This window comes from Streptomyces sp. PsTaAH-124 (assembly GCF_000373685.1).
Lineage (GTDB): Bacteria > Actinomycetota > Actinomycetes > Streptomycetales > Streptomycetaceae > Streptomyces > Streptomyces andamanensis.
Genome location: NZ_KB892202.1, coordinates 321,193 through 343,402 on the forward strand (window position 1 = coordinate 321,193; position 22,210 = coordinate 343,402).

The 22,210-nt window shown below is 75.1% G+C and carries 22 protein-coding genes and 1 pseudogene; 10 read left to right on the plus strand and 13 right to left on the minus strand.

Going from position 1 to position 22,210, the window contains the following annotated elements; genetic code table 11:
• Positions 1-10 precede the first annotated feature (10 nt).
• Complete coding sequence (locus tag B086_RS0131385; RefSeq protein ID WP_018570399.1) at positions 11-736, plus strand: 3-keto-5-aminohexanoate cleavage protein; 726 nt, start codon at positions 11-13, stop codon at positions 734-736.
• A gap of 828 nt (positions 737-1,564) precedes the next feature.
• Here B086_RS0131385 and soxR read toward each other — a convergent pair.
• Entirely contained in the window at positions 1,565-2,059 is a 495-nt protein-coding gene (gene soxR, locus B086_RS0131390; RefSeq protein WP_018570400.1) for a redox-sensitive transcriptional activator SoxR, read from the minus strand.
• A gap of 117 nt (positions 2,060-2,176) precedes the next feature.
• Here soxR and B086_RS0131395 point away from each other — a divergent pair, with 117 nt between their 5' ends.
• Entirely contained in the window at positions 2,177-2,638 is a 462-nt protein-coding gene (locus B086_RS0131395; protein ID WP_018570401.1) for a MaoC family dehydratase, read from the plus strand.
• A gap of 1 nt (position 2,639) precedes the next feature.
• Here B086_RS0131395 and B086_RS0131400 read toward each other — a convergent pair whose 3' ends face one another.
• From B086_RS0131400 to B086_RS0131410, 3 genes are all read right to left on the minus strand, one after another.
• Positions 2,640-3,281 carry a TetR/AcrR family transcriptional regulator gene (locus tag B086_RS0131400; protein ID WP_018570402.1) on the minus strand — a complete coding sequence of 214 codons (642 nt, stop codon included), beginning with the start codon at positions 3,279-3,281 and terminating at the stop codon, positions 2,640-2,642.
• Positions 3,282-3,402: 121 nt separating this feature from the next.
• Entirely contained in the window at positions 3,403-3,690 is a 288-nt protein-coding gene (locus B086_RS0131405) for a YiaA/YiaB family inner membrane protein (RefSeq protein ID WP_026252962.1), read from the minus strand.
• 130 nt (positions 3,691-3,820) lie between these two features.
• Positions 3,821-4,972 carry an acyl-CoA dehydrogenase family protein gene (locus tag B086_RS0131410; protein WP_018570404.1) on the minus strand — a complete coding sequence of 384 codons (1,152 nt, stop codon included), beginning with the start codon at positions 4,970-4,972 and terminating at the stop codon, positions 3,821-3,823.
• Positions 4,973-5,085: 113 nt separating this feature from the next.
• Here B086_RS0131410 and B086_RS0131415 point away from each other — a divergent pair, with 113 nt between their 5' ends.
• From B086_RS0131415 to B086_RS0131425, 3 genes are all read left to right on the plus strand, one after another.
• Positions 5,086-5,727 carry a TetR/AcrR family transcriptional regulator gene (locus tag B086_RS0131415; protein WP_018570405.1) on the plus strand — a complete coding sequence of 214 codons (642 nt, stop codon included), beginning with the start codon at positions 5,086-5,088 and terminating at the stop codon, positions 5,725-5,727.
• 56 nt (positions 5,728-5,783) lie between these two features.
• Positions 5,784-6,578: an ArsR/SmtB family transcription factor gene (locus tag B086_RS0131420; protein WP_018570406.1), complete on the plus strand. Its 795-nt coding sequence runs from the start codon at positions 5,784-5,786 to the stop codon at positions 6,576-6,578.
• Between the two features lie 72 nt (positions 6,579-6,650).
• Complete coding sequence (locus tag B086_RS0131425) at positions 6,651-7,640, plus strand: DMT family transporter (protein ID WP_018570407.1); 990 nt, start codon at positions 6,651-6,653, stop codon at positions 7,638-7,640.
• Positions 7,641-7,846: 206 nt separating this feature from the next.
• Here the strand turns inward: B086_RS0131425 and B086_RS0131430 are convergent, their stop codons facing one another.
• From B086_RS0131430 to B086_RS42295, 7 genes and pseudogenes are all read right to left on the minus strand, one after another.
• Positions 7,847-8,929: a Zn-dependent alcohol dehydrogenase gene (locus tag B086_RS0131430; protein WP_018570408.1), complete on the minus strand. Its 1,083-nt coding sequence runs from the start codon at positions 8,927-8,929 to the stop codon at positions 7,847-7,849.
• Between the two features lie 14 nt (positions 8,930-8,943).
• A complete protein-coding gene (locus B086_RS0131435) occupies positions 8,944-10,332 on the minus strand; it encodes an aldehyde dehydrogenase family protein (protein ID WP_018570409.1) in 1,389 nt (462 codons plus the stop codon).
• A gap of 235 nt (positions 10,333-10,567) precedes the next feature.
• Positions 10,568-11,932 carry an ABC transporter ATP-binding protein gene (locus B086_RS0131440; protein WP_018570410.1) on the minus strand — a complete coding sequence of 455 codons (1,365 nt, stop codon included), beginning with the start codon at positions 11,930-11,932 and terminating at the stop codon, positions 10,568-10,570.
• A gap of 387 nt (positions 11,933-12,319) precedes the next feature.
• The gene (locus tag B086_RS0131445; protein WP_018570411.1) at positions 12,320-13,015 is read right to left on the minus strand and encodes a class F sortase; all 696 of its coding nucleotides are present in this window, start codon (positions 13,013-13,015) and stop codon (positions 12,320-12,322) included.
• Entirely contained in the window at positions 13,002-13,688 is a 687-nt protein-coding gene (locus tag B086_RS0131450; protein ID WP_018570412.1) for a hypothetical protein, read from the minus strand. The genes B086_RS0131445 and B086_RS0131450 overlap by 14 nt, the downstream gene beginning before the upstream one ends.
• A 197-nt stretch (positions 13,689-13,885) precedes the next feature.
• Positions 13,886-14,503 (minus strand): TetR/AcrR family transcriptional regulator, encoded by a 618-nt coding sequence (locus tag B086_RS0131455; protein WP_026252963.1) that lies wholly within the window; start codon positions 14,501-14,503, stop codon positions 13,886-13,888.
• A gap of 401 nt (positions 14,504-14,904) precedes the next feature.
• Positions 14,905-15,519 (minus strand): annotated as a pseudogene (locus tag B086_RS42295) (hypothetical protein); the annotation flags it as partial.
• 150 nt (positions 15,520-15,669) lie between these two features.
• Here B086_RS42295 and hmgA point away from each other — a divergent pair.
• From hmgA to B086_RS0131475, 3 genes are read left to right on the plus strand one after another with little or no spacing between them, the layout of a single operon-like run.
• Complete coding sequence (gene hmgA, locus B086_RS0131465) at positions 15,670-16,986, plus strand: homogentisate 1,2-dioxygenase (RefSeq protein ID WP_018570415.1); 1,317 nt, start codon at positions 15,670-15,672, stop codon at positions 16,984-16,986.
• Positions 16,987-17,012: 26 nt separating this feature from the next.
• Positions 17,013-17,762 carry a GntR family transcriptional regulator gene (locus B086_RS0131470; RefSeq protein WP_018570416.1) on the plus strand — a complete coding sequence of 250 codons (750 nt, stop codon included), beginning with the start codon at positions 17,013-17,015 and terminating at the stop codon, positions 17,760-17,762.
• A 26-nt stretch (positions 17,763-17,788) separates the two neighbouring features.
• Positions 17,789-18,973 carry a type ISP restriction/modification enzyme gene (locus B086_RS0131475; protein ID WP_018570417.1) on the plus strand — a complete coding sequence of 395 codons (1,185 nt, stop codon included), beginning with the start codon at positions 17,789-17,791 and terminating at the stop codon, positions 18,971-18,973.
• Between the two features lie 48 nt (positions 18,974-19,021).
• Here B086_RS0131475 and B086_RS0131480 read toward each other — a convergent pair whose 3' ends face one another.
• Positions 19,022-19,735 carry a TetR/AcrR family transcriptional regulator gene (locus B086_RS0131480; protein ID WP_018570418.1) on the minus strand — a complete coding sequence of 238 codons (714 nt, stop codon included), beginning with the start codon at positions 19,733-19,735 and terminating at the stop codon, positions 19,022-19,024.
• A gap of 64 nt (positions 19,736-19,799) precedes the next feature.
• Between B086_RS0131480 and B086_RS0131485 the strand changes: the two genes are divergently transcribed.
• Complete coding sequence (locus tag B086_RS0131485; RefSeq protein ID WP_026252964.1) at positions 19,800-20,756, plus strand: daunorubicin resistance protein DrrA family ABC transporter ATP-binding protein; 957 nt, start codon at positions 19,800-19,802, stop codon at positions 20,754-20,756.
• Positions 20,753-21,535: an ABC transporter permease gene (locus B086_RS0131490; protein ID WP_018570420.1), complete on the plus strand. Its 783-nt coding sequence runs from the start codon at positions 20,753-20,755 to the stop codon at positions 21,533-21,535. The genes B086_RS0131485 and B086_RS0131490 overlap by 4 nt, the downstream gene beginning before the upstream one ends.
• A gap of 282 nt (positions 21,536-21,817) precedes the next feature.
• On the opposite strand, the gene B086_RS0131495 is transcribed toward B086_RS0131490, so the two are convergent.
• Complete coding sequence (locus B086_RS0131495) at positions 21,818-22,084, minus strand: hypothetical protein (protein ID WP_026252965.1); 267 nt, start codon at positions 22,082-22,084, stop codon at positions 21,818-21,820.
• Positions 22,085-22,210: the final 126 nt, after the last annotated feature.

Consider the following 22,210-nt stretch of genomic DNA (forward strand, 5'->3'; position numbering starts at 1 on the left):
TGTCGCCGGCATGCAGGTGTGTCTGAACGGTTCCCGTACGGCCCGGGACGGCGCGACGGTGCCGCTCACCCCGGACCAGGCGGCCGGGTCCGCGGCGGCGGCCGTCGCTGCGGGCGCCACCGAGGTGCATGTCCATCCGCGTACGCCGTGCGGGCGCGAGAGCCTGTCGCCCCGCGTGGTGGCGGCCACGGTGGAGGCGATCAGGGAGCGGGTGACGGTGCCGGTCGGGGTGACCACGGGCGCCTGGACGGAGCCCGGTCCGGCGGCCCGCCTCGCGCGGGTGCGGGACTGGACGGTGCTGCCCGACCTCGCCTCGGTCAACTGGCACGAGCCGGGCGCCGAGGAGCTGGCCGCCGCCCTGCTCGACCGGGGCGTCGGCGTCGAGGCCGGCCTGTGGTCGGGCACGGACGGCCCGGCCCGGTTCGCCGCCTCGCCGCTCGCTCCCCGGGTGCTGCGCGTCCTGGCGGAGGTGACGGACCCGGCCGCCGCGAGCGCCGGGGCGTCCGCCCGCGCCCTGCTGACCGCCGTCGGCGACGCGCACGGCCGCCCGGTCCTGCTGCACGGCGAGGAGGCGGGCACCTGGCCCGTCCTCACCCTGGCGGCCCGGCTCGGCCTGCCCACCCGCATCGGCCTGGAGGACACCCTCCACCTGCCCGACGGCGAACCCGCCACGTCCAACGCCGAGTTGGTCACGCAGGCGCTGCACCTGGTCCGCCGTCAGGACGGCGGGCTGTAGGCCGCGGGCGGAGCGGACGGGGGCGCCCGGAGGGGTTTTGGGCGGAGGGCGTCGGGGAGGCTTGCCCGGCCGGGGTTGTCCGGGGAGTGGGCTTCCGGGGGCGGACTTGGGCGGCACGTGGCTCTGCCGGTGGGACGTCGGTCGGGCCGGGTGTCGCGCCGGGGGGCGCGTAGGCGGGGCGAGCGTGCCACCGGGGCGGGCGCCCGCAGGGGCGTCGGGCGACGGGTGGCAGGGAGGCTTGCCCGGCCGGGGGCTTCCGCGGACACACCAGGATCGCACGGGGCTCCGCCGGTGGGACGTCGGTCGGGGCGGACGCCTGGGCGGCGCTCCGGGACGGCACGCCCGTCTCCCTGCGGTAGTACCGCGTACGCGCTGACCCGAGCCTGCCCGCCTGAACGGGTGCACCGGCGCGCGCCAGGCGCCGGGACGCAACCCGGGACAGCCGCCCGCGGCTCCTCTCTACCCCGTCCGGCGCCACCGGTGCCGACGCCGTAGCGCGCGGCGGGCCGCCCCGGCGGTGTCTTCGGGAGGCGCACGCCTCCCCCGGGGTGCCGCCGGTGGCCACGCCGTGCCGCGCGGCGGGCCGCCGCAGCGGCGCAACCGGGAGGCGTGCCTCCCCCGGCGGCGGCGCCCGCGTACGCCTGCGCCCGCCTGAACAGGCGCACCGGCCGCGCCCCGTGCCAGGGCGCGGCCGGAGGCAGTGAGGCCCTTGGCCGGCCCCGACTTCGACGGGCAGCGTCCGGTGCCGGTGGTGCCGGGGCCGGGTCGCCCGCGCGGACCTCGGTGTCCCCCGGCGCCGGTCCGGGTGGCGGGCGGTGGGCAGTGGGGTCAGGGGCCGTGCGGACGGTCGGCGGGGGCAGTGGCGCCGGGGCGTTCGGCCATCAGGCGGGAGCCGGTCAGGCGGTCGCCGAAGGCGTCGTCCGGGTTGGACAGGACGCAGGTGTCCAGGGAGAGACAGCCGCAGCCGATGCAGTCGGTGAGGTGGTCGCGCAGGCGGTTGAGCTGCTCGATGCGCTCGTCGAGTTCGGAGCGCCAGGCCGCGGAGAGGCGGGCCCAGTCCTCGCGGGTGGGGGTGCGCTCCTCCGGGAGTTCGGCGAGGGCCGCGCGGATGGTGGCCAGCGGGATGCCGACGCGCTGGGCGGCCCGGACGAAGGCGACCCGGCGCAGCGCGTCACGGCTGTAGCGGCGCTGGTTGCCCGTGGTCCGGCGGCTGCTGATCAGGCCCTTGGCCTCGTAGAAGTGGAGGGCGGAGACGGCCGCGCCGCTGCGGGCGGACATCTGGCCCACGGTCAGCTCGTTGATCTTCTCGGGAATCTGGGGCACTCCTCAGAGCCTACCCACCGCGTCCGGGCCGGTTCCGTTGACAGGGGCCGTCGCACCGAGCATGCTAAGCAGTTGCTTAGACATACGGGACGATGGGCGACGCGAAAGGCCGGGCAGATGGCAGAGCCGAGGATCTTCACCTCCGCCGACGAGCTGAGGGCGGCGGTGGGCGAGCAGCTGGGGTACACCGACTGGCTGGAGGTCGACCAGAAGCGGATCGACCTGTTCGCCGAGGCGACCGGCGACCACCAGTGGATCCACGTGGACCCGGAGAAGGCCGCGGCGGGCCCCTTCGGCACGACCATCGCGCACGGCTATCTGACCCTGTCGCTGCTCCCGCTGTTCGGACCGCAGCTGATCCGGGTCGAGGGCGTGAGGATGGGCGTCAACTACGGCACCGAGAAGGTCCGCTTCCCCTCCCCCGTGCCGGTCGGCTCCCGGCTGCGTGCCACGGCGTCGGTCACCGGTGTGCGCGACGTCGAGGGCGGGGTGCAGGTGAGCGTCGCCTTCACCGTGGAGCGCGAGGGCGGCGACAAGCCGGTGTGCGTGGCGGAGTCGGTCTCCCGCTACTACCTCTGACCTACGGCCGAGCGGCGTCCGGCCGGGCACCGACCATGCGCAGCACGAGGTCGGCGTAGAGCGCGCCGACCTCCTCCGGGGTGCGGGGCCCCTCGACGTTGAACCAGCGGGCGACGTCGATGCACAGGGAGAGCACGGCCAGCGTCGTGCCGCGCACGTCCGGGACGTCGAACTCGCCCGCGGCCACGCCCTCCTCGACGACCGCGCGCACCTCGGCGTCGACCAGGCGGCGCAGCGCGAGGATCTCGGCGCGGGCGTCCGGGCCGAGGGAGTCGAGTTCGTACTGCACGACACGCGCGGTGGTGCGCCCGCGTGCGTGCCAGCGCACGAAGGAGCTGACGGCGTCCGCGAGCCGCTCGGTGGCGCTGCCCTCGCGCCGGGCGGCCGTGCGCAGGATCTCCAGCGCCTTCTCGTGGCCGATGCGGCTGATGCGGTGGAGCAGCTCTTCCTTGGTCTTGTAGTGGATGTAGAGCGCGGCGGGGCTCATCCCGGCCCGGCCTGCGATGTCGCGGGTCGTCGTCGCGTGGTAGCCCCGCTCGGCGAAGGCCTCCACCGCGGCCACGAGCAGCCGCCGGGCCGCGTCGGGGGTGACCTCGGCCCACGGGTGCGCGTCCCCGCCGGCCGTCTCCTGCGCCGTACTCATCGCTCGTTCGCCCCTCTCTGCGTCAAGGGGTCCACCATACCGCCGAAGCTGAGCGGGCGCTTAGCATCCCCGGTGGGGACGGTTGCGGCCGGGGCCCGGGGGCGGACCGGGGCGCGGCCGGTCAGATCTTCTCGAAGGGGTCGTGCTCGGAGAGCAGCCTGTCCAGCCGGGCCTGGTCGACCCGGCTGACGATCTGCCCGGCCTCCTGCCGGTCCCGGATCACCTTGGCGAGGGTGAAGGCGGAGGTGACGAGGTAGAGGACGGCGATGGCGAGGAAGGACCGCACCCAGGCGTTGGCGTCCAGCCGGAAGATGCCGATGGCGGTGGCCGCCATGGCGATGGCGAAGGAGGCGACGGCCTGGCCGTAGAAGGCGGCCGTGTTCTGGTGCTTGACCGGTGTGTCACTCATGCGGCCCAGCATCCGCGGAGGTGGCCGCCGCCACATCCGCCGGCGTACTCAGACGCGTACTCAGACGTCCGTGCGGCCGGGTCCCGGAGCCCGCGCGGACGGGCGCCCGGGAAGCCCGTACGGCCGGACCTCAGAAGGCCGAGACGCCCGTCAGCGCCCGCCCGATGACCAGCTTCTGGATCTGGCTCGTGCCCTCGTAGAGGGTCATCACCCGGGCGTCGCGCAGCAGTTTGCCCACCGGGTACTCGTCGATGTAGCCGTAGCCGCCGAAGACCTGGAGAGCGTTGTTGGCGGCGCGCACGGCGGCCTCCGAGGCGAACAGCTTGGCCTTGGACGACTCGACGGCGAACGGCTGCCCGCGGTCGACGAGGTCGGCGACCCGCCAGGTCAGCAGGCGGGCCGCGTCCACGTCCACGGCGATGTCGCTGATCAGCTCCTGGACGAGCTGGTGGCGGGCGATGGGCTTGCCGAACTGCTCGCGTTCGCCCGCGTACCGCACGGCCGCGTCGAGGGCGGCCTGCGCGATGCCGACACAGCCCGCGGCCACCGACATCCGCCCCTTGGCCAGCGCCGACATGGCGACCGAGAAGCCCTTGCCCTCCTCGCCCAGCAGGGCGGAGGCGGGGACGCGCACGCCCTCAAGGACCAGCTCGGCGGTGGCCTGGCCGCGCAGCCCGAGCTTGCCGTGCACGGTGCGGCGGGTCAGGCCCGGGGTGTCGGTGGGCACCAGGAAGGCGGAGACGCCCTTGTGGCCGGGGGCATCGGTGGAGCGGGCGAAGAGCAGCACGACGTCGGCCCAGGTGCCGTTGGTGATGAACATCTTCGTGCCGTCGAGGACGAAGTCGTCGCCGTCGCGCACGGCCCGGGTGGTGAGGCTGCCCGCGTCGGAGCCGGTGCCGGGCTCGGTGAGGCCGAAGCAGCCGACGTACGCGCCGGAGGTCAGACCCGGCAGCCAGCGCCGCTTCTGCTCCGCGTCGCCCCAGGCGGCGATCGTCTTGGCGACCAGGCCGAGCGAGACGGAGACGATGCCGCGCACGGAGGAGTCGCCGCGGCCCAGCTCCTCGGTGACCAGGCAGTACGCGAGGTGGTCGCCGCCCGAGCCGCCGTACTCCTCGTCGATGGTCAGCCCCAGGAAGCCGACCTCGCCGAGCTTCTTCACGATGCCCCGGTCGACCTCCTCGGCGCGGTCCCAGGCGACGACGTGAGGGGCGATCTCCCGTGCGACGAAGTCCCGGGCGAGCTGCCGTACCGCTGTCTGCTCCTCGCTGAGCCCGAGATGCATGACGGATCACCCCACAGATGCCGGATCCCGGGCCTCTGCCGACCCTGGACCTTGAAAGCCGAACAATTAAATTACCACTGCTAGTTTTAGTCCGCAGCCCTACTATGTGCGCCATGGCCCGACCGCGCAAGCCCCTCCTCAGCACCGACCGCATCGTCGCGACGGCGCGGGAGCTGGTGGACGCGGAGGGCCTGGCCGCCGTCTCCACCCGCCGGCTCGCGGCCGAACTGGGTGTCAGCGGCCCCTCGCTCTACAACCACTTCCGCACCAAGGACGAGATCCTGGAGGCGGTCGCGGACTCGGTCAGCGCCCAGGTCGACCTGTCGATGTTCGAGGACGGACGCGACTGGCGGACCGCGCTGCACGACTGGGCCGTCTCCTACCGGGCCGCCCTGCGCGCGCACCCCAACATCGTCCCGGTCCTCGCGCACGGCCCCGGCCGCCGCCCGGCGGCGCTGCGCCTGGCCGACGCCGTCTACGGGGCGATGGTCGACGCGGGCTGGCCGCCCGCGCAGGCCACCTCGGTCGGCGCGCTGATGCGCTACTTCGTCATGGGCTCCGCGCTCGGCTCCTTCGCGGCCGGTTTCCCGGACGACGCGGGCGCCTACGACCCCGCCGACTACCCCCACCTCGGCCAGGCCCATCTGCTCGCCGAGCAGCAGGAGAAGATCGACGAACGCGCCTTCGCGACCGGGCTCGCGGCGCTGCTGGACGGGCTGGCGCACCAGTACGAGCAGGCCCGCGCCGAGGCGTAGCCCCCGCGGCCACACTTCGGCGCCCGCCGAACCGTCCGTACCCCATCCTGGGACGCATGACCCCCAAGGATCCGCAGGCACCCGCGCTGGCGGCGCTCGCCGGACTGATCGCCGACGAGAGCCGCGCCGCCTGTCTGCTGGCGCTGCTCGACGGGCGGGCCTGGACGGCCGGTGAGCTGGCCCGGCGCGCGGGCGTGGCCGCCTCCACGCTCAGCGCGCATCTGGACCGGCTCGTCGCGGGCGGCCTGCTCGCCCAGGAACGGCAGGGCCGCCACCGGTACGTCCGCCTCGCCGACGCGCGGGCGGCCCAGCTGGTGGAGGACCTGGCCGCGCGGGCGGCACCCGCGGCCCGCCGTCCGCGCACCCTGCGCGAGGCGGGCGCCGGTTCCGCGATGGCCCGGGGGCGCACCTGCTACGACCATCTCGCCGGGCGCCTCGGCATCGCGGTGACGGACGCGCTGTCCGCGCGCGGCCTGCTGCGGACGGACGCCGGTGCGGGCACCGGCGGTACGGACCCGGGCAGTACGGGCTCCGGTGGCACGGGGGCGGGTGGCACGGGCACCGGCGGTACGGGCACCGGGTTCGCGCTCACGGACGCGGGGCTGGGGTGGTTCGCCTCGGCGGGCATCGTGCTGGACCGGCGGGGGCGGCGCCCGCTCGCCCGCGCCTGCCTGGACTGGACGGAGCGCCGCCCCCATCTGGCGGGCGCGGCGGGCGCCGCCCTGTGCCGCCATGCCCTGGACACCGGCTGGTGCGAACGCATCGGCTCGGAACGCGCCGTACGGGTCACCCCGGTCGGCGCCACCGCCCTCTACGAGCTGCTCGGCGTCGAGCGCACGGCACTCGGCTGACGGCCGTCCCGCGGCCCCGGTGTCCGGAATCCGCGAGCTTTCCCTTCACCTCCCCGCCTAGCCTCCGGAGACATGATGCGTCATCACCAGCTCCTGCCCCCGTCCCGACTGGCAGCCGGAGCCGCCGCGGTCACCGTGGTGCTGTGGGCCTCCGCCTTCGTCTCGATCCGCAGCGCGGGAGCCGCGTACTCACCCGGGGCGCTGGCGCTCGGACGGCTGCTGGCCGGGGCCGTGGCGCTGGGGGCGCTGTGCCTCGTGCGGCGGGAGGGGTGGCCGCCGCGGGAGGCGTGGCGCGGGATCGCGCTATCGGGTCTGCTGTGGTTCGGCTTCTACATGGTCGCCCTCAACTGGGGTGAGCAGCGCGTGGACGCCGGGACGGCCGCCCTGGTGGTGAACATCGGCCCGCTGCTGATCGCGCTGCTCGGCACACGGCTGCTGGGCGACCGGATGCCGCCGCGGCTGCTGGCGGGCATGGGGGTGTCGTTCGCCGGGGCGGTGACGGTGGGGCTCTCGATGTCCGGGGCGGGCGGTTCCTCGGTGGTGGGTGTGGCGCTGTGCCTGCTCGCGGCCGTCGCGTACGCCTGCGGGGTCGTCGCCCAGAAGCCCGCGCTGGGCCGGGCGAGCGTCCTCCAGGTGACCGCCTTCGGGTGCCTGGTCGGCGCGGTGGCGTGTCTGCCGTTCGCCGGGCAGCTCGTCCACGAGGCCGTCCGCGCGCCGCTGACCGCCACGCTCAACGTGGTCTACCTCGGCCTGTTCCCGACCGCCCTCGCCTTCACCACCTGGGCGTACGCCCTGGCCCGGACCAGCGCGACCCGGATGGGCGCGACGACGTACGCCGTGCCCGCGCTGGTGGTGCTGATGTCATGGCTGGCGCTGGGCGAGGTGCCCGGACTGCTGACGCTGGGCGGCGGGGTGCTGTGCCTGGCGGGCGTGGCGGTGTCCCGCTCGCGGCCGCGGAGGCGGCCGGAGGCGGAGGGCATGCCGGAGGCGGACCGGGCGGAGGCGGACATGCCGGAGCCGGACAGGGGGACGGTCCGGCCGCGTCCCGAGCAGGTCCGCTGAGCGGACAGCCTGAGCGGACGCTCGGAACGACCGGCCGCACGGGCCGCGGCGGGGGCGGGCTGCGGCGGGGGCGGGCAGTGGCGGTCCGGCGCCCTCGCCGCCGGGCGCACCGGCCCCGCGGCGAGCCCGCCAGGCCCTGCGGCGGACGCGGCCGGGTTCCGCGCCGGACGGCGCAGGTGTCGCCCGCCGCCCGCGGCGCCCCGGCGTCAGAACACCACCAGGGCCCGGCCGCCCTTCCCCGCCCGCATGTTCTCGAAGGCGGCCGGGATGCCGTCCAGGGCGATCCGCTCGGTGACCAGGGCGTCCAGGTCCAGGCGGCCGGCGCGGACGTGGGCGGCGAGTACAGGCAGGTCCTCGGCCGGGTTCGCGTTGCCGTAGACGCAGCCGGAGAGGGTGCGGCCCCAGTGGAAGATCTCCAGGGCGTTGAAGGTGACCTGCTGGTCCTTGCCGCCGATGCCGACGACCGTGGTCCGGCCGCCGCGTCGGGTCGACTCCCAGGCGGCGCGGATGGAGACGGCGCGGCCCGCGCACTCCACGGAGACGTCGACGCCCTGGCCGCCGGTGAGGGCGCGGATCTCGCGCGGGGTGTTCTCGGAGGCGACGACGTAGTCGGTGGCGCCCGCCCGGCGGGCCAGTTCCTCCTTCGCCGGGCTGACGTCGACGGCGACGATCCGCCCGGCGCCCGCGATCCGGGCGGCCTGGAGGGTGGCGAGTCCGACGCCGCCCGCACCGAAGACGGCCACCGTCTCCCCGGCGCGCACCCGGGCGGAGTGGTGGACGGCGCCGTAGCCGGTGAGGACGGCGCAGCCGAGCAGGGCGGCGTCGGCGAGCGGGACGCCGCCCGGCAGCGGCAGGACGCAGGAGGCGGCGACGACCGTCTCCTCGGCGAACGCGGCGACGTTCAGCCCTGGGTGCAGGTCGGTGCCGCCGGTGGTGCGGGCGTAGACGGCGGCGGCGCCGCCGAGGGCGTTGGCGCACAGCCAGACCTCGCCGAGACCGCAGGCGTGGCAGGTGCCGCAGGACGGCGCCCAGTTGAGCACGACGGCGTCGCCCGGCGCGACATGGGTGACCTCCTCGCCGACGGCGAGCACGGTGCCCGCGCCCTCGTGGCCGAGGACGGCGGGGACCGGGACGCGCATGGTGCCGTCGGTCAGGGACAGGTCGGAGTGGCAGACCCCGGCGGCGGCGAGCCGGACGCGGACCTGTCCGGGGCCGGGGTCGGGCAGGTCGATGCCGGTGATCTCCAGCGGTGAGCCGATGGCGGGCAGGACGGCGGCACGTACGGCCATGGCGCGTGACTCCCTTAGAACTGGAGGGACTTGGTCTGAAGGTACTCGGTGAGTCCGTGCGCGCCGAGTTCCCGGCCGACCCCGGACTGCTTGTAACCGCCGAAGGGCGCCAGCGGGTTGAAGCGCCCGCCGTTGATGTCGACCTGGCCGGTGTCCATGCGGCGGGCGAAGGCGACCGCCTCGGCCTCCTGGGCCGCCCAGACCGCTCCGGCGAGTCCGTAGACCGTGCCGTTGGCGATGCGCAGGGCGTCCTCCTCGTCCTCGTAGCGCAGGACCGACAGGACCGGGCCGAAGATCTCCTCCTGGGCGATGGTCATGCCGGGGGTGACGTCGGCGAAGACGGTGGGGCTGACGTAGTAGCCGCGCTCGCGGGGCGCCTCGGGGCCGCCGGCCACCAGGCGCGCGCCCTCGGCGACGCCCCGCTCGATGTAGCCGCGGACCCGGTCGCGCTGCCGGGCGCTGACGAGGGGGCCGATGCGGTCGGCGTACTTGGCGGCGGCAGCGGCGGCGAGGGCGACCGCCTCGTCGTAGCGGTCGCGGTGGACGAGCATACGGGTCCAGGCGCTGCACGTCTGGCCGGAGTTGGACATGACGTTGGCGACGCCGACGTGCACCGCCTTGGCGAGGTCGGCGCCGGGCAGGATGACGTTGGCGGACTTGCCGCCCAGTTCCAGGGCGACCCGCTTGACGGCGGCGCCCGCCGTGGCGCCGATCCGCCGGCCCACGGCCGTGGAGCCGGTGAAGGAGACGAGGTCGACGCCGGGGTGTTCGGCCAGGGCCTGTCCGGCGACCGGGCCGAGCCCGGTGACCAGGTTGAAGACACCGGCCGGGAATCCGGCCTCGTCGACGGCCTCGGCGAAGAGCTGGGCGGTGAGCGGGGTGTCCTCGGCGGGCTTGAGGACGAGGGTGCAGCCCGCGGCCAGGGCGGGGGCGGCCTTGGCGACGATCTGGTGCAGCGGGTAGTTCCAGGGCGTGATGGCGCCGACCACACCGGCGGGCTCGTGCAGGACGGTGGAGTTGCCCGTCCGCTCCTCGAAGGCGTAGGTGGCGGCGAGGTCGGCGTAGGAGGCGGCGACCGCGAGGGGCAGGCCCGCGTGGACCGCCTGGGCGAACTGCTCGGGGGCGCCCAGTTCGGTGGTGACGGTCTCGGCGATCTCGTCCTTGCGGACGGTGAGGACGTCGCGCAGGGCGGCCAGGCGGGCGGCGCGTTCGGCGGGCGGGGTCGCGGCCCAGCCGGGGAAGGCGGCGCGGGCGGCGCGCACCGCCGCGTCGACGTCCTCGGCGGTGCCCGCGGGGACGGTGGCGACGACCTGCTCGTCGGCCGGGTTCACCACCTCGATGGCGGCGCGGTCGGGGGCGGGGCGCCAGGCGCCGCCGATGTACATGCCGTCGTGTGCCTTCATGGTGCTCCTCCGGGGCGGGGGCGTCGGCCGCGTCGGCACGCGGTCCACGGGGGGTGCGGGCCGGGCTCGGCCGATCCATAAACTAGCGCCGATAGTTTTGTGGCGCCAGGGAACCGCGCCCCTCCCCGCCCGGTGTGCGGCGGCTCACGCCCGGAGGTCACGACAGGCGGTCGCACCCGGCGGCCGCACCCGGCCCTCACTCCCGGCGGTCGCTCCCGGCGGCCGCCCCCGGGCGTCACTCCCGCAGGTCCGGCAGCCGGTCCGGGGCCGGGCAGACGCGTTCGCCGTGCTGGTCGAAGACGAAGAGGTGGGCGAGGTCGACCAGGAGCGGCACCTGCATGCCGTGCCGGAGCCGGATGTCGGGGGTGGTGCGCACCACCAGGTCGCCGGGCAGCCGGGGCTCGGCCGCGGGGGCGCCCTCCGGTGCGGCGCCGGTCTCCCCGGCACCCGCCCGGCGCGGCCGGTCGAGCAGCGCCACCGGACCGCCGCGCAGGGCCCCGGCCCGCTCCCGCAGGCGTTCCAGCACGGTGGCGTCGCGGCGGCGGCGCCGGTCCGGCCGGGTGTGCGGGCGCGGCGCCTCCAGCTCCGGTACGACGGCCGGGCTCGACCCGGTGTCGAAGTGGACGAGCACCTCGTGGCCCTGGAACTCCAGGTGCTCGACCAGCCCGGTCAGCGGCACCTCGCCGGGCCGCGCGGCGGCGGGCTTCGCGATCCGTACGGCCTCCGAGCGCAGACCCACGATCACCTCGCGGCCCTGCTGCACGCGCAGCAACTGGTGGTCCAGGGAGAGCGGTTCGGGCAGCCGCAGGAACTGCTTGCCCAGCCTGATTGTCATGGCCCCGTCGAGCGGGGCGCGGACCAGGCCGCGCAGCAGATTGATGCGCGGGGTCCCGATGAAGGCGGCGACGAACACGTTGCGGGGCAGCGCGTAGACGGCGCGCGGGGTGCCGACCTGTTGCAGCACCCCGCCGCGCAGCACGGCGACCCGGTCGCCCAGGGACATGGCCTCCGACTGGTCGTGGGTGACGTAGAGGGTGGTGACGCCCAGTTCCCGGGTGAGCCGGGCGATCTCGGCGCGCAGATGGCTGCGGAGCTTGGCGTCGAGGTTGGACAGCGGCTCGTCCATCAGGAAGACGGAGGGGTGACGGGCTATCGCCCGGCCCATGGCCACCCGCTGGCGCTCGCCGCCGGAGAGCTGGCCGGGGAGGCGGTCGAGCAGGTCCTCGATGCCGAGCATCCGGGCGGTGGCGTCGATGCGCGGGCCGTGGTCGGCGCCGGGCGACTCGATGCGCAGCGGGAAGCCGATGTTGCCGCGGCCGGTCATGTTCGGGTAGAGCGCGAAGTTCTGGAAGACCATCGCCATGTCCCGGGCGGCGGGCGGCAGTTCGTTGGCGTACTCCCCGTCGAGCAGCAGCATCCCCTCGGTGATCTCCTCCAGTCCGGCGATCATCCTGAGGACCGTGGACTTGCCGCAGCCGGAGGGTCCGAGCAGGACGAGGAACTCACCGGGCGCCACGTCGAGCGACAGCCGGTCCACCACCCGTGGGGTCTTGCTGCTGTAGGTCTTGCTCACGTCGTGCAGGGAGATGGCGCGTGTCATGAGGCATGCCTTCGGTGACTCACCCAGGCGCTGGGCGCAGCGCGGCGGACGCCTCGCGCGGGTCGTACGGGGCGTGTGAGTCACGGAAGCTAACGGACGGGTGCGGCCCGGGGAAGACATCGGGCACGATCTCGCACACTTTCGTCCATCGGGCGGGATCGGGCGGGATCAGGCGGGATACGGCCGCATCGGGGGATCAGGCGGGTTCGGACGGGTTCCGGTGCGAGGGGGGGGGACGAAGGCGGGCGGTCCGCGTCCAGCGGCGGGGCGGGGTGAAGCGGTCGGCGCCAGCCGCGCCACCCGGCCCCGCCCCGCCCCGCGCCACGCCGCGCACGCCTCGCCATGCCACCTCCACGCGCGGCCCACCCCGATGCCGTCACGCGCGGCTCACCTCGTCGCCGTCAGATGGGCGAAGACGACCACGTTGCTGGAGTAGCCGGTCCGCCGGGTGTAGAGGCCGCCGCAGGTGATGACGTGCAGCTCGGGCCGCCGGGAGCGGCCGTACACCTCCTTGTCGGGGAAGCGGTCCTTGTCGAAGACCCGCACCTTGTCGACGGTGTACACGGCGGTACGGCCGTCCGCGCGCCGCACCTCGATGGAGCGGCCGGGCTCCACCTGGCCGAGCGCGGCGAAGACGGCGGCACCGGTGGTGGTGTCGCGGTGCCCGACCGCGAGGGCCGTGCCGGACTCGCCCGGGGTGGGTCCGTCCTGGTACCAGCCCACCAGCTTGGGCTTGTCCACGGGCGGGGTCCCGAGCTGCCGGTCGGCGGCGAGGCCGATGCCGGTGACGGGCGCGTCGATGCCGAGTGAGGGGATGCGCAGGGAGGTGGCCGGGGAGCGGGGCAGCGGCCGGGGCGGGGGCCCGGTCGGGGCCGCAGCGCCGTCCGGGCCGTCCCCCCGGTCCGCCGGGGCGGCGGCCGCCTCGGCGTGCGGGCCCGCCGCCCGCTGCGGTGCGCCGTGGTCGCGGTGCCCGTCGCACCGCGTGCCCACCGTGACCAGGACGGCCGTCAGCGCGGCCGTCCTGGCGAGGCGGTAGGCGCGGGTCCGGTACCAGGGCCTGCGTCGGCGCCTACGCGGCGCCACGGGTGCGCCGACGGTTCAGCCGGAGGTACGCGACCCCGCCGACCACGACGAGCCCCACGGCCGCGGCCCCGGCCACCGGGGTGTACGCGGCGGCCGAGGCGAGGCCGCCGCCGCCCGCGTGCACGCCGCCCTTGGGGCCCTGGCCGTTCTGGCCGCCCTGCCCGGCGCCGGGCCCGGAGTGCTGCTCGCCGTTGCCGCGGCCCTGGTCCTCGATCTGCCCGCCCGGACCCTGGGCGCCTTCCTTGCGGCCGTCGTCGTCACGGCAGTTGACGTGGAAGATCTTCTCCTTGGGCACGCCCGCGACGGTCCAGACGAGCTTGTACTGCCCGTCGGCCAGACCCAGCGGGTCGGTGTGACCGGCCCCGGCGGCGAGCGCGATGGTGCCGGTGACGGTGGCACTGGTGGGCAGCGGGGGCATGGCCTGGATGGTGTAGCCGATGGTGGGCAGGACGTCGAAGTTGACGGCGTCCAGGTAGAAGCGGCACACCACCGGGTCGTCCTTCGAGACGCCGAAGGGCACGCCCACCCGGTGGATCTTGATGTCGCCGGCCTCTCCCTGGGCCATCGCCACGGGCGCCGCCAGCCAGGTGGCACCCGCAGCGGTCAGGGCCGTCAGGGCCGCGGCGGCACCGACGCGGGAGCCGAGGGTGCGGGGGACTGTCAGGGTGGGCATGCGCGCTCCTCCGAGTCAGACGATTTTCATACAAATCGCTCTTTCACCTGACTCTCTTTCACATCGCCCGCCGGGGCCACCGCACCCCGCCCCGACGCGCCGTCCACTGTCACCCGCCCGGCGCAACCGGGCACCGGGACGGACGGGGCGGACGGGTGGCGCGGCGCGCACAGTGCGGGCGGGACGGACGTGGGACCTCAGCCCAGTACGCGCCCCAGGTACGCCCGCAGCAGTTCCCGCATCTCCTCGATGATCCGTTCGTCGCCCTCGGGGTCGACCCGGAAGGCGAGCTGCACGAGGGTGTCGGCGGTCTCCACGGCGATCAGGAACGCGCGGCGCAGATCGTCGTCCGGCTCGCGGCGCAGATACCCGGCGAGCAGGTGGGTGAGGCGGTCGGCGAGGCGGTGGTTGGGCTCGGCGTGCCGGGCGCCCAGCGGTATCTGGTTGCCGAAGTCCACGAGGGAGAAGCCGGGCGCGGTCCGCTTCATCGCCAGGTACTCGTCGAGCACGGCGTCCATGGCCGGCCGCCAGCCGTCGTCCGCCAGCCCCTCCAGGCGCTCCTGGACGCGCTCGGAGTACCGCTCCAGATTGCGGTGGGCGAGCGCGTCGGCCATCGCGCGCTTGTTGCCGAAGAACCGGTAGACCGAGCCGATGGGCACACCGGCGCGCAGCGCGACGGCGCGGGTGCTCAGGGCGTCGTAGCCGACCTCGTCGAGGAGTTCGGCGCAGGCGTCCAGGATCCTGGTCAGCCGTTCGGCGCTGCGCCGCTGCACGGGTGCGCGACGGAGCGGGGTCGCATGGGGCACGGCACTCATGATGCCCGGCCGGGGCGACCGGGTGAAGCGGTGCCCGCGGTGCGGACACCGGCACCCGGGTCGTCCCCCGCGCACACGGCTCCCCGCGCGCCGCGCGCCCCGAGTGCGGAGGGAGCCGGGAACGCGGGCGCGGGCGGTACGGGAGCCGCGAGCGGCGCGGACGGCGCGGGCACCGGCGGCGCGGGGCGTACGGGCGCGAAGGGCGCACCACTGGAGGGCGCACTCACGTACGACGCGGGCGCGGAGGACACGGGCACGACCGGCCCGACCGGCCCGACCGGCCCGACCGGCGCGGGCACGGAGGGCGCAGAAGGCACGGAGGACACGGACGGGTTCACGCCCCCCTCGGACCGGACGCCCGCCCCGCCCCCGGACGGCGCCGCGCCCGCGCCGCCGCCACCCCCGGGCACGGCCGACGCCCCCTTCGCCGCGTGCGGGTCCGACGCCGTGATGTCGGCGGTGCTCTGCACGGGCCTGCCGGAGACCGCCCAGACCGTGTCGTCGTCGGCGTAGAGGCGGGCGGTGACGTGGTGGGTGCCGCGCGGGACGAGGCGGGCGGAGAGCCGGTACTCGGGGGCGTGCAGGCGGCCGACGAGGCGGCCGTCCACCAGCAGATGGGCGAGACCGCGGCCGGACACCGGGCGGGCCGCCGTACCGGCCGGGGAGAAACGGAAGCGGCGGACGGTCAGCCGCACGTCCCAGCTGCCCGCCGCGTCCGGCCGCACCTCGACGCCGATCTCGGGCGCGCCCTTGCGGTCCACCTCACGGTAGGCCCGCCCCTCCTCGTCGGTGTGATCGATGATCTTCCCCACCGGGGTGGCCGACCCGCCGGCCCCGCTCTCTGTGCTCTCTCCGTTCTCTCCGCTTTCCCGGCTTTCCCGGCTTTCCCGGCTCTGCCCACTCCCCCGGCTCTCCCCGCTCCCCCGCGCACCGCCCGCCCCGCAGCCGGCCGATGCGGCGAGCAGCAGGGCGGACACCGCGAGCACCGCGAGAGGCCGGCGCGTCCACGACGTCATGCCCGGGAGCGTAGAACAGCCCTCCGGCGGCCGGATCCCCCTCAGGTCTGGTTCCGGCCGTCCGCCGGAAGGAGGGCCGACGTCCCTCTTGCGCCCGGGAAATCGCAATCCTACGGTGCTCTATAGGAATCAGGTGGCAAGGGAGCGATCATGAGCGGGGACGCACGCAAGACCGCCGAGGCACTGGAGTACCTCTCCGGTTTCGGCAACGAGCACAGTTCGGAAGCCGTTCCGGGCGCGCTGCCCGAGGGCCGCAACTCGCCCCAGCGCGCGCCCTTCGGGCTGTACGCGGAGCAGCTCAGCGGTGCGGCCTTCACCGAGCCCAGGGCGCACAACCGCCGTTCCTGGCTGTACCGCATCCGCCCCTCGGCCGCCCACCCGGCGTTCACCCGCGCGGGCAACGGCGCGCTGCGCACGGCCCCCTTCACCCAGGCCGTCCCGGACCCCAACCGGCTGCGCTGGAACCCGCTGCCGCAGCCGGGCCCGGACACGGACTTCCTGGCGGGCCTGTGGACCCTCGGCGGCAACGGCGACGCCACCCAGCGCACCGGCATGGCGGTGCATCTGTTTCACGCCAACTCCTCGATGGAGCGCGTCTTCAGCGACGCGGACGGCGAGCTGCTGATCGTGCCGGAGCGGGGCGGGCTGCTGCTGCGCACCGAGTTCGGCCTGCTGCACGCCGAGCCCGGCCATGTGGCGCTGATCCCGCGCGGGGTGCGCTTCCGGGTGGAGCTGCTGGACGGGACGGCCCGGGGGTACGTCTGCGAGAACTACGGCGCCCCCTTCCGCCTGCCCGACCTCGGTCCCATCGGCGCCAACGGCCTGGCAGGCGTCCGTGACTTCCGCGCGCCGGTGGCCGCCTACGAGGACACCGAAGGCCCGGTGGAAGTGGTCAACAAGTTCTGCGGCAACCTCTGGACGGCCACCTACGACCACTCCCCGCTCGACGTCGTCGCCTGGCACGGCAACCATGTGCCGTACGTCTACGACCTGCGCCGCTTCAACGTCATCGGGACGATCTCGTACGACCACCCGGACCCGTCGATCTTCACGGTGCTGACCTCGCCGAGCGACACCCCGGGCCTGGCCGGGGTGGACTTCGTCGTCTTCGCACCGCGCTGGCTGGTGGGCGAGGACACCTTCCGGCCGCCGTACTTCCACCGGAACGTGATGAGCGAGTACATGGGCCTGATCGAGGGCGCCTACGACGCCAAGGCGGAGGGCTTCGTGCCGGGCGGCGGCTCGCTGCACAACATGATGTCGGCGCACGGCCCGGACCGGGAGACCTTCGAGCGGGCGAGCGCGGCCGAGCTGAAGCCGCAGAAGATCGACGACGGGCTGGCGTTCATGTTCGAGACCCGCTGGCCGGTGACGCTCACACCGCACGCGGCCCGTGCGGACCACCTCCAGCAGCGCTACGACGACGTCTGGCAGGGCCTGGAGAAACACTTCCGGCCATTGCACTGAACGGATCAGACCGGTACGGATAGCCCGTGACCTCCTTTGCTCCGGATTCGATCGTCCTGAACCGCAAGCTGCCGCTGTGGTACCAGGTGTCCCAGTCCCTGCGTGCCTCGATCCTCGGCCGCTCGCCCCGGGACCCGCTGCGCCTGCCCACCGAGGAGCAACTGGCGGGGCACTACGGCGTGAGCGTGCTGACCATGCGGCAGGCGCTGAAGGAGCTGGAGGAGGAGGGGCTGATCACCCGGCACCGGCGGCGCGGCACCTTCATCGCGCCCACGGCCCACCGGGGCGCCCCGGTGCGGCTGCTGGGCTCGGTGGACGCGATCGTGGCCCAGCAGTCCGGCATGACGACCGAGCTGCTGGACCACGGCACCGCGCCGGTGACGGCCGAACTGGCGGAGTTCTTCCCGGACCTGGAGGAGGTGGCGGCCTACCACCGGCTGCGCAGCGACGAGAAGACCGGCGAGCCCACCAACCACGCCCGCAACTACGTCCGTCCGGAGCTGGCCGAGCGGATATCGCCGGACGACCTGGTGCGCTGGCCGATGACCAAGGTGCTGCGGGACGTGGTGGGCGTCGGCATCAGCCGGATCACGGACACCGTGCAGGCGCGGCTGGCCGACCCGGAGACGGCCCGGCTGCTCGAAGTGCCGCTGCTCAGCCCGATCCTGCACTACACGGGCATCACCTACGACGAGGCGGGCCGGCCGCTGGACGTGGTCGTCATCCACTACCGCGGGGACCGGTTCTCCTTCACGGTGACCCTCGACGCCACGTGACCTGCGGGCCGTCGCCGCGTCGTACGATGCCCCGCGTGACGCACGACGACGCCCCGCTGCTGGCGGACCTCATGCCGTGGTCCGTCGCACCGCCGCGGCTCGGCCGGCAGTGGCCCGCGGCCCCCGACGCCGGCTGTCTCAGGGCCCGCTGGGACGCGCTGCTGAAGGCCGAGAGGGCGGACCGGGAGGCCCTGTTCGAGCCGACGCGCGCCCGCACGCCGTACACCGCGGCCGGACAGCTGCCCGGCCGCTCCGGCGGCACCGGGCGGCTGGACCGGGACCCGGGCCCGTGCCCGGAGCCGGTACGGGTGCTGATGGCGCCCTTCGACGAGCAGTGGCTCCTCGCCGACCACCGGCTGATCGACGCGGCCCGGCCCGAGCTGTGGCGGGTGGCGGACGAGCGGCAGGTCTTCGTGGTGGAGCCGGGCACCGCCCCCGGCGCGGCCGGGCCGACGCTGCTGGCGACCTCGCTGCCGCCCTTCCTGCGGCCGGGCCGTGTCCGCCCGCTGTACCGCCGTCCGGGCGCGCGGGAGCCCAACCTGGCACCGGGCCTGCCGGAGCATCTGGCCGCCCTCCTGGGGCACCGCCCCGAGCCGCTGGACGTGCTCGCCTGGATCCTGGCGGCGGCGCGGCCGGGCCCGGACGGGACGGCCGTCCCGCTCACCTCGGACTCCGACAGGTGGGCGCGGGGTGTCGCGGCGGGCCGCCGGGCGCTGTGGCTGATGCGCCGCGACGGCGAGCGCCCCAGACTGCCCGGCGGGCGCCGCCCGTACGTCCGCGCGCCGCTGCCGGACCATCCGCGCGACCTCCACTACGACCGGGCCGAGGAGATCCTCCACCTCGACGAGGGCCGCGTCTCCCCGGTGCCCGCGGCCGCCTGGGACTTCGAGACCGGCGCGGGCCGCGTCCTGGAGCAGTGGTTCGCGGCCCGGACGGAGCGGGGCGAACCGGGCACCCTGGCGGCGATCCGGCCGCCCCTGTGGCCGCAGGCGTGGACCTCGGAGCTGCTGGAGCTGATCACCGTCCTGGCGCTGCTGGCCGAGGCACGGGCGGGGCAGGAGCCGCCGGAGGCTCCGGAGCCGGACCGGGCGGTCACGGCGTCCGCGCTGCGGGCGGCGGGCGTCCTGCCGGTGCCGGCGGCGGCCCGGCGGCCGGCCTCGGTCCTGGACCACGCCGAGGAAGGCCCCGGGGGCCAGTTCACCCTGATCTGACGGTACGGCCCGGCCGGGGTGCGAAGCCCGTGGCCGGGCGGCGCGTGCTCAGCCGCGCGGGCGGAACCCGTCCAGGACCCGTGTCAGGGCCCGGTCGAACACCGCCTCCAGGTCGATGGGACCGGCGTCCTCCGTGAAGGCCGCCGCCATGCGCGGGTAGGCGCCGCTCGCGATCCGGCCGCCCAGGTAGGCGATCCGCACGGCGTTCTCCTGCTCCGCCGTCCAGGGCAGGGAGCGGGTGCGCTCGGCGGCCGCCAGCTCGTCGGCGACATACATCGTCACCACGGCGTTGACCATCGCGACCAGCTCCATCTTGGTGCCGTAGGGCGCCTCCAGCGGGTCCAGGCAGGCCAGGCAGTGCTCCAGATAACGCAGGGCGTTGGGGCTGAAGCCGTAGATCCCGGACATCAGGCGGGGCAGCCAGGTGTGGCGGCGCATCAGGGACCGGGTCTGGTGGCCCACCCGGACCATGTCGGCGCGCCAGTCGCCGCTGGGCTCCCACAGCTCGTGCTCGCCGCTGACGGCGTCCACCATCAGCTCGTACAGGTCCTCCTTGCGGGGGACGTAGTTGTACAGCGACATGGTGCCGCAGCCCACTTCGGCGGCCACGTGCCGCATCGAGACCGCGTCCAGGCCGCCGGCGTCGGCGAGCCGGACGGCCGCCGCCGCGATGTCGGCGCGGGTGAGGGCAGGCTTCGGCCCCCGCCCCGTCCGCTCCGGGCGGGCCCAGATCACCTCGGGTTCGGCGCCTCGGCCGGCCATGGGACATCACCTCGCCCCACCATCGTAGTTACGTACAGCGTACGTAGTGCGTTATGGTCGCCCCATGACAACTACGTACGCTGTACTTAGTGAGGGTCTGGAGAAGCGGTTCGGTGACGTCCGTGCCGTGCGCGGCCTGGATCTGGCGGTGGCCGAGGGCACGGTCTGCGGGGTGCTCGGGCCGAACGGCGCGGGCAAGACGACGGCCGTACGGCTGCTGACGACGCTGCTGCGGCCGGACGCGGGCTCCGCCCGGGTGGCCGGGCACGACCTGGTGCGCGAACCGGCCGCCGTGCGCCGCCGGATCGGGGTGACCGGACAGGACACATCCGTCGACGCGGACCTCACCGGACGGCAGAACCTGCGGCTGTTCGCCCGGCTGCACCGGATCCCGGACGCGGCGGCGCGCACCGCTGAGCTGCTGGAGCGGTTCGGTCTCGCCGAGGCCGCCGACCGCACCGCCGCCACCTACTCGGGCGGGATGCGCCGCCGGCTGGACCTCGCGGCCAGCCTGCTGTGCCGGCCCGCCGTGCTCTTCCTGGACGAGCCCACCACCGGCCTCGACCCGGCCAGCCGCAACCGGATCTGGGACGCGGTGCGCGCACTGAAGCAGCAGGGCACGACGGTGGTGCTGACCACCCAGTACCTGGACGAGGCCGACCGGCTGGCCGACGACATCGCCCTGGTGGACCGGGGCCGGGTCGCGCACACCGGATCGCCCGCGCGGCTCAAGTCCCTGATCGGCACACGCGCCGAGGTCGTGGTGGCGCACCCGGACGAGATGGCGCGGGCGGCGGCCGTCCTGGACCGGCTCACCGGCGCCGAGCCGGTGTTCGACCACGAGCGGGCCGCGGTCGGCGCGGTCGCCACCGACCCGACGCTCACCCTGCCCCGGCTGGTGCGCGAACTGGACGCGGCGGGCGTGCCGTTGCTCGACGCGAGCCTGAGCCCGCCCACCCTGGACGACGTCTTCCTCCGGCTGACCGGAGCCGCCCACGACAGCGAGGAGATCGCGGCATGAGCGCACTGGTGCACGACGGGACGGCGCTGGCGGGCCGCCAGCTGCGCCGGGTCCGCAACAACCCGGGCCTGGCGGTCCTCACCCAGGTCATGCCGATCAACATGCTGCTGTTCTTCGGCTATGTCTTCGGCAGCGCGCTGGCCGTGCCCGGCCGCGAGTACCGCGCCTTCCTGGTGCCCGGACTGCTCGCGGCGACCGCGGCCGGCGGGATCATGACGGGGATGTTCCAGTCGGCGCAGGACGTCCACCGGGGGGTGAACGACCGGCTGCGCACCATGCCGGTGAGCCGGGCGGCGGTGCCCCTCGGGCAGGCGGTGGCCGACCTCGTCGTCACGGCGGCCGGGACCGTGCCGCTGCTGCTGGTCGGGCTGGCGGTGGGCTGGCGGATCGAGGGGAGCGCGGCCGGGGCGGCGGGCGCCCTCGGACTGCTGCTGCTCTTCCGGTTCGCCTGCACCTGGGTGGGGATCTGGCTGGGGCTGCTCACCCGCAGCGAGGAGGCGGCCGGTCAGCTCGGCGCCGCGACCTTCGTCCTGCCGCTGCTGTCGAACGCGTACATCCCGACCGGGAATCTGGCGCACTGGCTGCGTGTCCTGGCCGAGTGGAACCCGATCAGCGCGCTCACCACCGCATTGCGCGGCCTCTTCGGCAACGCCCCGGTCCCGGAGCACGCCTCCTGGCCGGTGGCCCATCCCGTCGCGGGGACGCTGGCCTGGTGCGCGGTGCTGCTCGCCGTCAGCGCGCCGTCGGCGGTGCGGCGGTACGCGCGCGCCGAGGGCTGAACGGCGAGGGCCGGGCGACGGCGGGCGCGGCGCGGGTCCGGGTGCGGACGGGGGGCCGCTGTGCGCGGCGGGCGGCCGACTCCCGTGCCGCTCGGGCACAGAAACGGGAACAGCCGTACGGGGCGCCGCGGCCGTGGGGATGCGGGCGGCAAGCGCGCGGCGCCGTACGAAGGCGGTGAGGCGGTCTGCTGGGAACCCGGACGCCGGCCCTGAGGGGGTCCGGGCCCGGGAACGTCGGCGGCACCCTCCGGTGGTGCCGGAGAGGCCGCGGACGGGGTGTCGCTAGTGCCCGCCGAACAGCGTGCGGCGCAGTCGGCGCAGGGGCGCGAACAGCGACACCCGGCGCATCCGTGCACCCCTGCCGGTGCGGTCGTGCGCGGCACGCGCGGTCAGCTCACGCATCAGCAGCGTCGCCTCGGCGGCCTCCCGCTGCGGGACGGCGGGTCCGCCGAGCACCGCGAGATGGCGGTCGAGGCGCGAGCTGGTCGCGCTGCTTCCGCAGGTGATCGCAGGGACCCTGGCCCTGCTGCGCACTGTTATCTGCTCCATGTCACTCCCCACCCGTACGAGTCCACCCGACCCCGGGCAGGGTAACCCTATCGCCCCGCACGGGCACCCGTGTATCTCGGTCGCAGGATTCACCTTCTGCGTAAGGGCGTTGACGGCTACTCTCCG

Coding starts and splice junctions, on each gene's coding strand:
- B086_RS0131385 (WP_018570399.1), top strand. CDS start 11: ATGCAGGTGTGTCTGAACGGTTCCCGTACGGCCCGGGACGGCGCGACG.
- B086_RS0131395 (WP_018570401.1), top strand. CDS start 2,177: ATGGCAGAGCCGAGGATCTTCACCTCCGCCGACGAGCTGAGGGCGGCG.
- B086_RS0131400 (WP_018570402.1), bottom strand. CDS start 3,281: ATGAGTACGGCGCAGGAGACGGCCGGCGGGGACGCGCACCCGTGGGCC.
- B086_RS0131405 (WP_026252962.1), bottom strand. CDS start 3,690: ATGAGTGACACACCGGTCAAGCACCAGAACACGGCCGCCTTCTACGGC.
- B086_RS0131410 (WP_018570404.1), bottom strand. CDS start 4,972: ATGCATCTCGGGCTCAGCGAGGAGCAGACAGCGGTACGGCAGCTCGCC.
- B086_RS0131415 (WP_018570405.1), top strand. CDS start 5,086: ATGGCCCGACCGCGCAAGCCCCTCCTCAGCACCGACCGCATCGTCGCG.
- B086_RS0131420 (WP_018570406.1), top strand. CDS start 5,784: ATGACCCCCAAGGATCCGCAGGCACCCGCGCTGGCGGCGCTCGCCGGA.
- B086_RS0131425 (WP_018570407.1), top strand. CDS start 6,651: ATGATGCGTCATCACCAGCTCCTGCCCCCGTCCCGACTGGCAGCCGGA.
- B086_RS0131430 (WP_018570408.1), bottom strand. CDS start 8,929: ATGGCCGTACGTGCCGCCGTCCTGCCCGCCATCGGCTCACCGCTGGAG.
- B086_RS0131435 (WP_018570409.1), bottom strand. CDS start 10,332: ATGAAGGCACACGACGGCATGTACATCGGCGGCGCCTGGCGCCCCGCC.
- B086_RS0131440 (WP_018570410.1), bottom strand. CDS start 11,932: ATGACACGCGCCATCTCCCTGCACGACGTGAGCAAGACCTACAGCAGC.
- B086_RS0131450 (WP_018570412.1), bottom strand. CDS start 13,688: ATGCCCACCCTGACAGTCCCCCGCACCCTCGGCTCCCGCGTCGGTGCC.
- B086_RS0131455 (WP_026252963.1), bottom strand. CDS start 14,503: ATGAGTGCCGTGCCCCATGCGACCCCGCTCCGTCGCGCACCCGTGCAG.
- hmgA (WP_018570415.1), top strand. CDS start 15,670: ATGAGCGGGGACGCACGCAAGACCGCCGAGGCACTGGAGTACCTCTCC.
- B086_RS0131475 (WP_018570417.1), top strand. CDS start 17,789: ATGCCCCGCGTGACGCACGACGACGCCCCGCTGCTGGCGGACCTCATG.
- B086_RS0131480 (WP_018570418.1), bottom strand. CDS start 19,735: ATGGCCGGCCGAGGCGCCGAACCCGAGGTGATCTGGGCCCGCCCGGAG.
- B086_RS0131485 (WP_026252964.1), top strand. CDS start 19,800: ATGACAACTACGTACGCTGTACTTAGTGAGGGTCTGGAGAAGCGGTTC.
- B086_RS0131490 (WP_018570420.1), top strand. CDS start 20,753: ATGAGCGCACTGGTGCACGACGGGACGGCGCTGGCGGGCCGCCAGCTG.
- B086_RS0131495 (WP_026252965.1), bottom strand. CDS start 22,084: ATGGAGCAGATAACAGTGCGCAGCAGGGCCAGGGTCCCTGCGATCACC.